13 protein-coding genes are annotated in these 12368 nt (G+C 35.8%); 4 read left to right on the top strand and 9 right to left on the bottom strand.

The window, feature by feature from the left end; translation table 11 throughout:
* The first annotated feature begins 52 nt into the window (after positions 1 to 52).
* On the top strand, positions 53 to 790 hold the full coding sequence (locus ACK4HO_RS00395; RefSeq protein WP_409660960.1) for a lysophospholipid acyltransferase family protein: 738 nt from the start codon (positions 53 to 55) through the stop codon (positions 788 to 790).
* Between the two features lie 84 nt (positions 791 to 874).
* Here ACK4HO_RS00395 and ACK4HO_RS00390 read toward each other — a convergent pair whose 3' ends face one another.
* The 4 genes from ACK4HO_RS00390 to recA all read right to left on the bottom strand — a co-directional run bounded on the left by ACK4HO_RS00390 (position 875) and on the right by recA (position 4548).
* Positions 875 to 2470: a hypothetical protein gene (locus tag ACK4HO_RS00390; RefSeq protein ID WP_409660957.1), complete on the bottom strand. Its 1596-nt coding sequence runs from the start codon at positions 2468 to 2470 to the stop codon at positions 875 to 877.
* Complete coding sequence (locus ACK4HO_RS00385; RefSeq protein ID WP_409660955.1) at positions 2467 to 3018, bottom strand: RNA polymerase sigma factor; 552 nt, start codon at positions 3016 to 3018, stop codon at positions 2467 to 2469. The genes ACK4HO_RS00390 and ACK4HO_RS00385 overlap by 4 nt, the downstream gene beginning before the upstream one ends.
* Positions 3019 to 3042: 24 nt before the next feature.
* The gene (locus ACK4HO_RS00380) at positions 3043 to 3453 is read right to left on the bottom strand and encodes a hypothetical protein (RefSeq protein ID WP_409660952.1); all 411 of its coding nucleotides are present in this window, start codon (positions 3451 to 3453) and stop codon (positions 3043 to 3045) included.
* 90 nt (positions 3454 to 3543) lie between these two features.
* Positions 3544 to 4548, bottom strand: coding sequence for a recombinase RecA (recA, locus tag ACK4HO_RS00375; RefSeq protein ID WP_409660949.1), 1005 nt, complete (start codon positions 4546 to 4548; stop codon positions 3544 to 3546).
* A 237-nt stretch (positions 4549 to 4785) separates the two neighbouring features.
* On the opposite strand from recA, the gene ACK4HO_RS00370 reads away from it, so the two are divergent.
* The 3 genes from ACK4HO_RS00370 to ACK4HO_RS00360 are packed head-to-tail and all read left to right on the top strand — an operon-like array spanning position 4786 to position 7206.
* The gene (locus ACK4HO_RS00370; RefSeq protein WP_409660946.1) at positions 4786 to 5520 is read left to right on the top strand and encodes a lysophospholipid acyltransferase family protein; all 735 of its coding nucleotides are present in this window, start codon (positions 4786 to 4788) and stop codon (positions 5518 to 5520) included.
* Between the two features lie 3 nt (positions 5521 to 5523).
* Positions 5524 to 6513 carry an acyl-ACP desaturase gene (locus ACK4HO_RS00365; protein ID WP_409660943.1) on the top strand — a complete coding sequence of 330 codons (990 nt, stop codon included), beginning with the start codon at positions 5524 to 5526 and terminating at the stop codon, positions 6511 to 6513.
* Positions 6514 to 6561: 48 nt separating this feature from the next.
* Entirely contained in the window at positions 6562 to 7206 is a 645-nt protein-coding gene (locus ACK4HO_RS00360; RefSeq protein ID WP_409660941.1) for an HD domain-containing protein, read from the top strand.
* A 68-nt stretch (positions 7207 to 7274) separates the two neighbouring features.
* Here the strand turns inward: ACK4HO_RS00360 and ACK4HO_RS00355 are convergent, their stop codons facing one another.
* The 5 genes from ACK4HO_RS00355 to ACK4HO_RS00335 form a co-directional block, all read right to left on the bottom strand.
* Entirely contained in the window at positions 7275 to 8057 is a 783-nt protein-coding gene (locus ACK4HO_RS00355; RefSeq protein ID WP_409660938.1) for an enoyl-CoA hydratase/isomerase family protein, read from the bottom strand.
* Between the two features lie 12 nt (positions 8058 to 8069).
* Positions 8070 to 9482, bottom strand: a complete 1413-nt coding sequence (locus ACK4HO_RS00350) for a sensor histidine kinase (RefSeq protein ID WP_409661826.1) — start codon at positions 9480 to 9482, stop codon at positions 8070 to 8072.
* A gap of 130 nt (positions 9483 to 9612) precedes the next feature.
* Complete coding sequence (locus ACK4HO_RS00345) at positions 9613 to 10152, bottom strand: CopD family protein (protein ID WP_409660935.1); 540 nt, start codon at positions 10150 to 10152, stop codon at positions 9613 to 9615.
* Between the two features lie 8 nt (positions 10153 to 10160).
* On the bottom strand, positions 10161 to 11174 hold the full coding sequence (gene hemH, locus ACK4HO_RS00340) for a ferrochelatase (protein WP_409660932.1): 1014 nt from the start codon (positions 11172 to 11174) through the stop codon (positions 10161 to 10163).
* 99 nt (positions 11175 to 11273) lie between these two features.
* On the bottom strand, positions 11274 to 12146 hold the full coding sequence (locus ACK4HO_RS00335; protein ID WP_409660929.1) for a helix-turn-helix domain-containing protein: 873 nt from the start codon (positions 12144 to 12146) through the stop codon (positions 11274 to 11276).
* Between the last annotated feature and the right edge of the window lie 222 nt (positions 12147 to 12368).

Genomic DNA, 12368 nt, shown 5'->3' with positions numbered 1-12368 from the left:
AAAGTTAAACCTTTGTATTAAAAATTGCATACCTTTCATTACATTTGACAACATGAGAGCATTGAAAATTGTTTTTTGGACGCTTTTTCGCGTTTGGTTTTACGTTTTGATGGCGATTCCGATCATCATTATGTTTCCTTTTCTTTTTATTTCGATTCTTTCCGAGAAATGGTATCCGTATTTTTTTGTGATGGCGCGAATTTGGGCCAAATTCATTCTCTTTGGAATGGGATATCGTGTAAGAGTTGAGTTTGAAGAAGCACCGCAAGAAGGGAAAAGTTATATGTTTGTAGCCAATCACACTTCGATGACCGATATTATGTTGATGCTTTCGATAGTCAAAAATCCCTTTGTTTTTGTGGGTAAAAAGGAGTTGTCAAAGATTCCGTTATTCGGGTTTTTCTACAAGCGCACTTGTATTTTAGTAGACCGGAAAAGTTCCAAAAGCAGAATGGCCGTTTTTGAACGTGCCCAAAAAAGATTGAATCAAGGTGTAAGCATTTGTATCTTTCCTGAAGGTGGTGTTCCCGACGAAAGTATACTTTTAGATGAATTCAAAGATGGCGCTTTTCGTTTGGCAATAGAACATGAGATTCCAATTGTGCCCATGACTTTTTATGACAACAAAAGACTTTTCTCTTATACCTTTTTTAGTGGAAGTCCGGGATTGATGAGGGCAAAAGTGCATCGCTTTTTTGACACCAAAAACCAAAGTGCTGAATACAAAAAGACTTTGAAACACAACGTCAGAGACATGCTCTTAAAGGATTTGCAAGAAGATTTGAAATAAAAAAGAGTTCCGAATTTCGGAACTCTTTTTAGTTATTACACGAGAGCAATAACACCACTTAACTAATTTTTAAACAATCACAAACTAGAACTTATAGCTTATTCCGCTGTAGATTCCAAACACGTAAGGTTTGAAATTTCCGTCATTGGAACGGAAAGTGTTTAACTGATATTTGAAGGTTGGCTCTACATTGAATTCAAAAGACTTCATAAAACCATATTTGATACCCAAGCCGATATTGGTACTAAAATGAATCGGATTTAAATTGTTGGCTCTTCCTAAAACGGTTGTTCGGTTATTGGATACAATTGAAATGGAATTGTCTTGTAAAAATAAGGTACTGAAACCACTGATGATTTTTAATCCGAAACGTTTCTCAATAATGGCATAAGACATTTCCAGCGGCATTTCTAAATAACCTATTTCCTGGTTGATATGGCCTTCGTTTTTTTGAACAATAGCTTGTTCAAATGCTAAAAGATCATTTTCAGAAATTAAAAGAGTTGATGACGGATTTGGGACTGCGCTTTCCACTTGTAAAGTATAACCGGCACCTGAAGGACTCAAACCATCGAGATAGCGGGTTTGCATACTGGCATAATAAAACACATCATTGGTGTTGTAACTCATATTCAATTTATTCAATCCGGTTCTTATCTTCAATTTTGAATTGACTGTGTAATTTACCCCAAGACCAAATCCAACTCTTGTATTGTAAGTTTTGGAATTATTCACAAGGGTAGAATCAATCGGAGAACCACCTGAGAATGACCCTAAAAAAAGAGGTGCCACATTAGAGGTAAGTTGCCATCTGTTTTGTTTAGATTCTTGTTTAGATTTTTTTTCTTTTTCCTCCAGCAATTTTTCCAACGGATTGTCAGCAACACTTTTGTTAATGGTAGTGTCATTAACCTTATTTTCTATTTCTTTCTCGGCAATTTTAGTATCATTATCTCCTTTTAAACCATCAAGATTAATCTCTTTTGGAGCTACTATCGCATTGATGTCTTTTGATTTATTGGAGTTGTTTTCTGTTTGAACAATCTGATTTTCATTAATATTTTGGGCTGAATTCTCTTGGTTCACCGCTATTGGAGTTACGTTTTTTACAATGGCACTTTCGGTAACCGAAGTTGTATTGTTTTCTGAATGCGATTTGTTTTTTGACGATTTCTTTTTATTCGATTTTCTTTGAGCAACGGCAGATTTTGAATCATTTCCTATTGATGAGGGTTTGATTTTGCCGCTTGATTTTTGGTTGTTTGATTTGGAATTAGGCACTACTGTACCAACAGTGTTGTCTAATTTTAAAGAGTTGTCATTGGTTTCTCCTTTATCTGTAACGGCTTCAGAAGTATTGTCAACTTCGTTACCAGTTCCTTTTTTCAACTCAGTATCAGCATCGGCATTGGTTTTTCCTTTGCCTTGATTGACATTTTCTTCATTAACTACAGAATTCGCAGGCACATTGTCATTGTTAAAGATAGTTTTGGTCATTACTATTCCAATAACCAATACAGCCACCAAACCAGAGAGTTTCCACCAAAACGGAATCACTCTTTTGCGTTTCTTGCCTTCGAGCCTTGCTTCAATATTACCCCAAAGATCTTCTGTCGGACTGACTTCAAAATCTTTGAATTTTTCTTGAAAAATACGGTCTATGTTCTTTCTTTCACTCATTTTGCAGAAGGAAACTTTTTAGCTTCTTCGTTTTTGTGTTGTTCAATTTTTTCTTTTAAAATCATTCTGGCTCGAGCCAAGTTTGATTTTGAGGTGCCGACATTAATGATCAACATTTCAGCAATTTCAGCATGTGAAAACCCGTCGATAACATAAAGGTTGAATACCAATCGGTACCTGTCGGGCAATTCCTGAATGATTTTCAACAAATAATCCATGGAAATATGATCGTCCTCGATTTCAACTTCATAATCTTCAGCAACATCTTCATTGACCAAACTCAAAAAAGTTTGATTCCGATATTGCTGTAATACGTTATTAATCATAACTCGTTTTAGCCAACCATCAAAAGAACCTTTGAACGAAAACTGTTCAATTTTATTAAAAATCAATAAAAACCCATCTTGCAAGTTATCTTGCGCCTCAGTATAATTACGAGAATACTTCAAGCAAACAGCAAACAGTTTTGGTGAATATATTCTATATAACTGTTCTTGTGCTTTCCTATTGTTGTTTTTGCAATCATTTATGAGTTGATTTAAATCCAATTTTCAAAAATTGATTGTTGTGTTCTAATTTGTTACCGGTATTTCGTAGTTTAAATAAATATCGTTTCCTTGTTCGTCCTTTCCTTGCCAAAATTTAAAAATATAAGAGCCATTACTGGTTACTAAAAAATCAAAAGAGCATTCGTATAAGTTGTTTTCTGTTAATTCTTGACAGTTGTTTTGCTGAGAGACAAGGGCTTCAACAGCTACAGTTCTTTTATTCAGATCTTTGTGATAATAAATAGAGTTGTAGCTATGACAATTTGTTGGTATTCTGTAAAACATTTTCATTTGGTAAGTTTCTCCTAAGGTAAATTCTGTTGGTATTTCAACACTTTCAACAGGCAACAATTCTAATGAATAATTTGTTCCTGAATCAGGAGAACAAGAATTGAATAAAAAAACTAACGCTAAAAGAGAAATTATTCTTTTCATAATGGTAATTGATTTTTTTGTTAGATGAATAAGTTAACCAATGGTTGCGTTAAATTAATAAAAAAACCCGAAAATCTTCGGGTTTGTGTATTAAGCATTATTTTCTTTTATAAGATCTTTAATTTTTTGTTCTAATTCGTCCGCTAATTCCGGATTGTCTTTAATTAAAACTTTCACTGCATCCCGACCTTGTCCTAGCTTGGTATCACCATAACTAAACCATGAGCCGGCTTTTTTAATGATTTCAAATTCAACGGCTAAGTCCAAAATTTCGCCGGTTTTAGAAACACCTTCTCCATACATGATGTCAAATTCGGCGGTTTTGAATGGTGGCGCAACTTTATTTTTAACCACTTTTACTTTGGTTCTGTTACCAATTACGTTTTCACCATCTTTAATTTGTGACGAACGACGAATATCTAAACGAACGGAAGCATAAAATTTCAAAGCATTTCCACCGGTAGTGGTTTCAGGATTTCCGAACATTACTCCGATTTTTTCTCTCAATTGGTTGATGAAGAAAACCGTACAGTTGGTTTTGCTGATGGTTCCGGTTAATTTTCTCAAAGCTTGAGACATCAAACGAGCATGCAATCCCATTTTAGAATCACCCATTTCGCCTTCAATTTCGCTTTTTGGTGTTAAAGCTGCAACCGAGTCAATTACCACAATATCAATGGCACCTGAACGGATTAAGTTTTCGGCAATTTCCAAAGCTTGCTCTCCATTATCAGGTTGAGAGATGATTAAGTTTTCAATATCAACACCTAATTTTTCAGCATAATTTCTGTCGAAAGCATGTTCTGCATCAATGAAAGCAGCGATTCCACCTGCTTTTTGGGCTTCGGCTATAGCGTGTAAAGTTAAAGTGGTTTTACCCGACGATTCCGGTCCGTATATTTCAATTACTCTTCCTCTCGGGTATCCGTTTACCCCCAAAGCTAAATCCAATCCCAGCGACCCGGAAGGAATAACTTCGACTTCTTCAACAGCTTTGTCCCCCATTTTCATTACGGTTCCTTTACCGTAAGCTTTGTCTAATTTATCAAGGGTTAGTTGTAATGCTTTTAATTTGGCTTCTTTTTCTGAACTCATTTTTTTAAAAATTTAGTGGCATAAAAATAACGCTTTTTTTGATGTTATAAGATACAACACAGAGGAGTTTTGAACAAATTGTGCTTATCAGTAACAGCTATTTTCAAAGGTAGCAGAGTTTAATTATTTACAAGTACACTAAAAGTGCCTATTTTCTAAAAATTATAAAATGTTTTTAATTCTGATGTATGCTTTCTGCCTTGATTTTTACTTATTTTTGTTTACAATTTTTACCCTATGGAAAAACTCATCTCGTATCCAATTTCAGTACTATACTATTTGTGTTTCGGATTAACATTGGTCATTTTTCATCCTATTCAATGGGTTTGCTTCAATGTTTTTGGTTACCAGGCGCACAAAAAAAGTGTCGATTATCTGAATTTTTTTCTGACAAAATGCACAAATATTTTAGGCACAACTTACACTTTTGAAAATAGGGAAAGCATCCCAAAAGGCGCTCCGATTATCTTTGTAGCCAATCATCAAAGTTTGTATGATATTATTGGAATCATTTGGTATTTGAGACGATTCCACGCCAAGTTTGTCAGCAAAAAAGAATTAGGCAAAGGCATCCCAAGTGTTTCCTATAATTTAAGACATGGCGGATCAATTTTGATCGACAGAAAAGACCCAAAACAAGCCATTCCGTTAATAAAAGGTTTATCAGAATACATAGAAGCAAACAAGCGTTCCGCAGTTATTTTTCCGGAAGGTACGCGAAGTAAAGACGGAAATCCTAAAGAATTTGCCCAAAGCGGGTTAAAAATCTTATGTAAATATGCGCCATCTGCTTATGTTGTGCCAATTACCATTAATAATTCGTGGAAAATGGTTAAATTTGGTGCTTTTCCTATGGGTTTAGGGAATCGCTTACAATTTATTATTCATGAGCCCATGGCCGTCAAAGATTTTTCATTTGAAGAATTGATGCAAAAAACAGAACAAGCAATAGTACAATCTATAAAAAATTAAACAATGCCTCAAAAGAATGTTAGACTTGAAGTCATGCAGTTCCTGGAAAAAGACGTAGACAAATTTGTTGATGAGTTTTTAATTCCGGTAGAAAAAATATGGCAACCTTCAGACTTACTTCCTAATTCGGAGAGTGAAAATTTCTTTGAAGAAGTAAAAGAATTGAGAGAAATCGCCAAAGATTTACCCTATGATTTTTGGGTGGTTTTGGTTGGAGACACCATCACCGAAGAAGCATTGCCAACCTACGAAGCGTGGTTAATGGACGTTGAAGGCATTGACAATGTGGAACGAAACGGCTGGGCAAAATGGGTTCGCCAATGGACCGGTGAAGAAAACCGTCACGGCGATTTACTGAATAAATATTTATACTTATCCGGTCGTGTAAACATGCGCGAAGTGGAAATGACAACACAACATTTAATCAATGACGGATTTGATATAGGAACCGGTCGTGATCCATATAAAAACTTTGTTTATACTAGTTTTCAAGAATTGGCTACTTACATTTCACACAATAGGGTTTCCCAAATTGCCAAACAATACGGCGATAAAAAATTGTCCAAATTGTGTAAAATGATAGCCGGAGACGAAATGCGTCATCACCACGCTTACAGTGAATTTGTAAACCAAATTTTCAAAGTAGACCCAAGCGAAATGATGCTAGCTTTTCAATACATGATGAAACAAAAAATCGTAATGCCTGCCGTTTTCTTAAGAGAATCAGGAGAAAAAATAAGTACTGCTTTTGAAGAATTTTCTAATTCGGCCCAAAAATTAGGCGTATACACCGCTGCAGACTATGTAGATATTTTGAAGAAATTGACCGAAAAATGGGAGATTGATAAAATTACCAACCTAAATGCGGAAGCCGAAAAAGCAAGAGATTATTTAATGAGATTACCGGAAAGAATGGCCAAAATTTCTGAAAGAATGGTCTTGCCCGAAGAAACCAAAACGTTCAAATGGGTTGAGCCCGCTTTGATTCGATAATAAATACAAATCCTTTCCAACGAAAGGATTTTTTTTAAATCCCAAAAGATGTCAATAATTGATAAAACCATACTTTTTGTAAAGCAGCAACTCGAGAATGCAGAAGGCGGACACGATTGGTTCCACTTAGAGCGCGTTTATAAGAATGCTTTATTGATTGCCCAAGAAGAAGCTTGTGATTTAACAGTAGTGAAACTCGGCGCATTACTTCACGATATCGCTGATAGTAAATTCCACAATGGAGATGAAACGGTTGGACCAAAAACGGCACGTGCTTTTTTAGCATCCGAAAATGTAGATGAAGCAACGATAGTTCATGTGATAAATATTATCGAAAACATTTCCTTCAAAGGCGGAAACTTTGAAAAGAAATTCAATTCTAAGGAACTCGAAATTGTTCAAGATGCTGACCGATTGGACGCAATCGGCGCCATTGGTATTGCCAGATGTTTTAATTATGGCGGATTCAAAAACAGAGCGCTTTACAATCCGGCAATTGGGCCAAATCTCAATATGAGTAAGGAAGAATATAAAAATTCGGAATCACCAACACTCAATCATTTCTACGAAAAATTATTATTGCTGAAAGACAAAATGAATACCGCAACAGGCAAAAAATTAGCCGAAGCGAGACATTTGTATATGGAAAATTTCCTATCGCAGTTTTATGCCGAATGGGAAGGCGAGAAATAGTGGTCAGTGTTCAGTTGTTAGTAAGCAGAAGAACTGAACACTAATTGCTGAACACTGAACACTAAAAATTATTTCCCTGTAAAACTGGCTTTTCTTTTTTCCAAGAAAGCCGTTGTGCCTTCTTTAAAATCTTCCGTACCAAAACATTTGCCAAAGTTTCTGATTTCTACATCATAACCGTCAACATCGTGTTTGTAATTGGCATTAATAGCTTTTATGGCTTTTCCGATGGCGTTTGGAGAATTGCGCATGATTTTGCCGGCTATGCCTTTGGTGAATTCTAACAACTCAGATTGAGGCACTACGTTATTGACTAAACCATACCCTTTGGCTGTTTCAGCGTCTATCATTCCGGCAGTCATAATCATTTCCATAGCGCGTCCTTTTCCAACCAATTGTGGCAAACGTTGCGTACCGCCATAACCCGGAATTACACCAAGCGAAGTTTCCGGCAATCCCATTTTAGCATTGTCGGAAGCGATTCTGAAATGACAAGCCATCGCCAATTCTAATCCGCCACCAAGTGCAAAACCATTCACTGCCGCAATAACCGGAGTTTTCAATTTTTCAACAAAATCAAATAGTAATTCTTGTCCATGTGCCGCCAATTGTGCGCCTTCTTCAATAGAGAAACTCGCAAATTCAGAGATATCTGCACCGGCAACGAAAGCCTTTTCACCTTCACCGGTAATAATAATGACTCTTACTTCGGAATTGTTTTCTAAGTTTTCAAAAGCGTCATGCAGTTCTTGAATGGTCGCTTTGTTCAAAGCGTTTAATTTTGCCGGACGATTGATAGTAATTTGTCCGATGCCGTTGTCAACAGCTACTAATATGTTTTCGAAGTTCATAAGATGTATGTTTTATTTAACAATAGGAAGTGATACCATAAAAGTGGAGCCTTTTCCTGCTTCGGTTTCAAAAGTAATAGTTCCTTTGTAATTTTCGATGATGTTTTTGATAATTCCCAATCCCAATCCCATACCGCTGGTTTTGGTGGTGAATTTGGGTTCAAAGATATGCTCGATATTTTCAGTATCAATGCCAATTCCGTTGTCTTTAACCGAGATGATTACATTGTCTTCAATTTCTTCTACCGAAACCAAAATGTGTTTTTCTTCTTGGTCTTCCGGAATGGATTGCGTGGCGTTTTTAACCAAATTGGTAATGATTCGAATCAGTTGTGTTCGGTCTAATTTGGAGATAATCTCTTCTTTATTGCTTTCAAAAACGATATAATCTTCGTTGAAAATATCTAGCGCCAATTCGACTACATCAACTACATTAAGGTTTTCATTCTGCTGCGCGGGCATCGAAGCAAAGTTGGAAAAAGCCGAAGCCACAGAACTCATCGTGTCCATTTGCTGAATCATGGTTTTAGAATAATCATTCAGTTTTTGCTTTAAATCGGGATCATTTGGGTCAAATTTACGCTGGAAACTTTGCACCGTCAAACGCATTGGTGTTAAAGGATTTTTGATTTCGTGGGCGACTTGTTTCGCCATTTCGCGCCAAGCTTGTTCACGCTCACTTTGGGCTAACATGCTGGCACTTTCTTCCAACTTGTCGACCATCTGATTATAAGCATTAATCAAAGAGTTGATTTCTTTGCTGTTGGCTTCAATGACGATTTTCTCGTTCTTTTGATTCAAACTGGTTTCGTTGATTTTATCCGAAATGGTTTTCAGCGATTTGGTAATATAACTCGCTAAGAAATACGCCAAAGCAAAAGCAATGACCAACATAAAGGAATACACCTGACTCAATCGCAACAAGAATTCCCGCAATTCGGTTTCATAAAAACCATCGTCTTCCACATACGGAATATTCAAAATACCCAATGGTTTGAACTTGTCGTCTTTGATTTGACTGTAAGAAGAACGGTTTTTTACGCCGTCAATATTCTTGATATCCACATATCTTTTGTCTACAGAAGACTGAACCAATTTCAAAATATAATTCGGAATCGGCGGTGCAACTTTGTCAACGGAAAAAGAAGATTTAGAAGATTTAACCAATTTTCCTTCGAGTGAATAAATATTGATTTCTAAATTATGAATATCCGAAAGCTCATGGATTTTGTCTTTAAAAACCAAAGGAAGATTTTCGGGCGTTAACGGATAAGTTGTCGTGGAAAGGACATAGTTAATATGCTCTTTGATTGCAAATTCTTTTCGGTCTAAGCGTTCTTGGTGGTAATCTTTAGCTTCATTTTTAAATTGAATAATCGAAATGGAAGCCATCAAAATCGAGGCAATCAATATCAATATAATCATCGACAGGAAAATCCTGGTGCGAAGGGAAAGCATTGATAGTTTGATGTTTAGCATTATTTCAGTGATTGGTGATTAGTAATTAGTAATTAGTAAAGCATTTGTAAGCCAATCACTAACTACTATTCACTAATTACTTTTTTTCTCTTATTCGTTTATAAAATTTAAAGCCTAGCATAATCAACACAGAAAATAAAACGATTCCGACCACGCCATAAATCCAATTGACCGCATTCTTTAAAATTACTAAAAAAACTACTGCAAACAAGATAATCGTTGCGCCTTCATTCCACAGTCGCATAAAATTCGAACTGTAATTGAACTCGTCATTTTGTAGCTGATTATAAATCTGATGGCATTTGAAATGATAAGCAAACAATAAAACCACAAAGCCCAATTTCACTTGCATCCAAGGCATTTGCAACCAAGACGGCATTAAATGTAACAACCACAAAGCAAAAATCGTTGCCAAAACTGCACTCGGCCATGTAATGATATACCACAAGCGATAGGTCATGATTTTGTATTGCTTTTGCAGAATTTCTTTCTCGGGTGAAGGTTTGTCGTTGGCTTCAATTTGGTACACAAACAAACGAACGATATAAAACAAACCCGCAAACCAAGTGATGATAAAGATGAGGTGCAATGATTTTATGTAGTTGTAGAGTTCCATTTAGACAATTATTTACTCCAATCCTTAATCCAATTCGCAACCACTTGACACCATTCTTCTTCATCATTCATACAAGGCACTGCCATAAATTCTTCCCCACCGTGATGTAAAAACTGTTCATTTGCTTCCATAGCAATCTCTTCTAAAGTTTCAAGACAATCCGCAACAAAGGCCGGAGTAACTACGGCTAATTTTTTAATCCCTTGTTCAGGCATTTTATTGATTTCAACATCCGTGTAAGGCGTTAACCATTTGTCACCCGCCAATCGAGATTGGAACGTTTGACTGTATTTGCCTTCCGGAATACCTAATAATTTTACGACTTGTTTTGTAGTCTCATAACATTGATGACGGTAACAAAATTCGTGCGCAGGAGAAGAAGTGTTGCAACAAGACCCATCAATTTTACAATGAGATTTAGTTATATCCGTTTTACGAATATGACGTTTTGGGATTCCGTGATACGAAAATAATAAATGGTCGTAATCAAATCCTTCCAAATGTTTTTTAATCGAATTGGCTAATGCCTGAATATAATCCGGTTTGTTGTAAAATGCAGGCACATTGGTAAACTTCATTTCCGGGAAATACTTTTGACGCAATTCTTCAGCTAAAACAACAATGGTTGTGGTTGATGCCATAGCGTGTTGCGGATATAATGGCAAAAGCATCACTTCGGTAACTCCTTTGTCTTTCAATTCTTGCAATCCTTTTTGGATAGTGATTGTTCCATAACGCATAGCAAGAGCTACGGGAATTTCAACTTTGGAAGCAACTTTTTTGTGCATTTTTTTCGAAATCACAATCAAAGGCGAACCTTCACTAGTCCAAATTCTGGAATAAGCTTCTGCAGATTTTTTGGGACGAGTTTGTAAAATAATACCGCGAACTAAAAGCGCTCTTAATAAAAATGGTACGTCGATAACGTATTTATCCATTAAAAATTCATCTAAATACGGTTTAACGTCTTTTGCTGTTGGACTTTCGGGCGAACCGAGATTGACTAATAATACTCCTTTCATTTTGGCAATTTTAATTTTGTTAAAAGTAATGAAACTTCTTTTTTGGCTTTAGGTTAAATAAATTTTTTACTAATGGTTTGATATACGAAATCAATTGGATTAGGTATTGGCGTTCAAACTCATTAAATATTTTTTGGGTGTGGTGGCAAATTTCTTTTTGAAGGCGGCAATAAAATGACTTCCGGTGCTGTAGCCGATTTTTAGCCCAACTTCATTCACATTATACGAACCGGAATCCAATAATTGTCTCGCATAATCCATTTTATAGTCGAACAAAAATCCATAAACGGTGTCGCCGTAAATTTGTTTGAAACCCATTTTTAGTTTTTTCAAACTCAAACCAACTTGTTCCGAAAGTTCTTCCAATCCCGGCGGTTCTGCCATGTTGGCAATCATGATTTCTTTGGCTTTTTTGATTTTCATCACATTGTCTTCGTCGATTAGGAACGGACATTGTTCGGCATTCGGATCTTCATTTCGATTGAAATACAAACTCAATAATTCATAGCCTTTTCCTTTATAGTAAAGGTTTTTGATAGATGGATTCAGCGAATAATGAAACATCTGACTCAGAACAATCGCCATTGACGGACTGATATTTTCTTCTTTATAATATTTTTTATCGTTGTTCTCCGGACTCAAGAACGGAATATGGTCGGATTGATTACTGAACAAAGAATGGAACTTTTGGATGGAAATAATAACCGAAATCACCCAAGAATTTGGAGCTAATTCCAAGTCCAAAGGCAATTCTTTTTGCGGATTGTAGAACAATAATGACTTCTCTTCTTTCAAATCTAAAGCATAATTTCCCTGATTGAAGACAAATTTGGCTTTGCCTTTAATGCCAAAGTGAAATTGGATCAGCCCTTGACTGATGTGCCTTTTCACATGAAAATTGTCATTTCCGTCGTTTTGAAAACGAATTAAAGTAAAATCATTTTCAATAGTTATTATTTCTTGAGAACCCATAGCGATATTTTTTCGTATATGATTTCGAAAGCAAGTGAAATTCTTATTTAGAATGAATCTACATAAAGAAGTTACGAAGACTTGATTTCATTGCAAATTTATGATAAATAACGCTAAAAAGATATTTGATAATCAAAATATCTCACAGCGACACAAAAAGTCCCTATAGCGTTACTTTTATAAATTGTATAGTAATATTTTTGTTGAACTTTTTAAGGAAAG

Origin of the sequence: Flavobacterium sp. (assembly GCF_046296355.1) — a bacterium.
Taxonomy (GTDB): Bacteria; Bacteroidota; Bacteroidia; order Flavobacteriales; family Flavobacteriaceae; genus Flavobacterium.
Note: the sequence above shows the minus strand (reverse complement) of the source record. Positions and strands in the feature narration are given on the sequence as shown.

Excerpts from the sequence above, each read along its gene's own strand:
- ACK4HO_RS00355 (WP_409660938.1), bottom strand. The coding sequence starts at position 8,057 with ATGAACTTCGAAAACATATTAGTAGCTGTTGACAACGGCATCGGACAA.
- hemH (WP_409660932.1), bottom strand. The coding sequence starts at position 11,174 with ATGAAAGGAGTATTATTAGTCAATCTCGGTTCGCCCGAAAGTCCAACA.
- recA (WP_409660949.1), bottom strand. The coding sequence starts at position 4,548 with ATGAGTTCAGAAAAAGAAGCCAAATTAAAAGCATTACAACTAACCCTT.
- ACK4HO_RS00350 (WP_409661826.1), bottom strand. The coding sequence starts at position 9,482 with ATGATTATATTGATATTGATTGCCTCGATTTTGATGGCTTCCATTTCG.
- ACK4HO_RS00365 (WP_409660943.1), top strand. The coding sequence starts at position 5,524 with ATGCCTCAAAAGAATGTTAGACTTGAAGTCATGCAGTTCCTGGAAAAA.
- ACK4HO_RS00380 (WP_409660952.1), bottom strand. The coding sequence starts at position 3,453 with ATGAAAAGAATAATTTCTCTTTTAGCGTTAGTTTTTTTATTCAATTCT.
- ACK4HO_RS00390 (WP_409660957.1), bottom strand. The coding sequence starts at position 2,470 with ATGAGTGAAAGAAAGAACATAGACCGTATTTTTCAAGAAAAATTCAAA.
- ACK4HO_RS00370 (WP_409660946.1), top strand. The coding sequence starts at position 4,786 with ATGGAAAAACTCATCTCGTATCCAATTTCAGTACTATACTATTTGTGT.
- ACK4HO_RS00345 (WP_409660935.1), bottom strand. The coding sequence starts at position 10,152 with ATGGAACTCTACAACTACATAAAATCATTGCACCTCATCTTTATCATC.
- ACK4HO_RS00395 (WP_409660960.1), top strand. The coding sequence starts at position 53 with ATGAGAGCATTGAAAATTGTTTTTTGGACGCTTTTTCGCGTTTGGTTT.
- ACK4HO_RS00335 (WP_409660929.1), bottom strand. The coding sequence starts at position 12,146 with ATGGGTTCTCAAGAAATAATAACTATTGAAAATGATTTTACTTTAATT.
- ACK4HO_RS00360 (WP_409660941.1), top strand. The coding sequence starts at position 6,562 with ATGTCAATAATTGATAAAACCATACTTTTTGTAAAGCAGCAACTCGAG.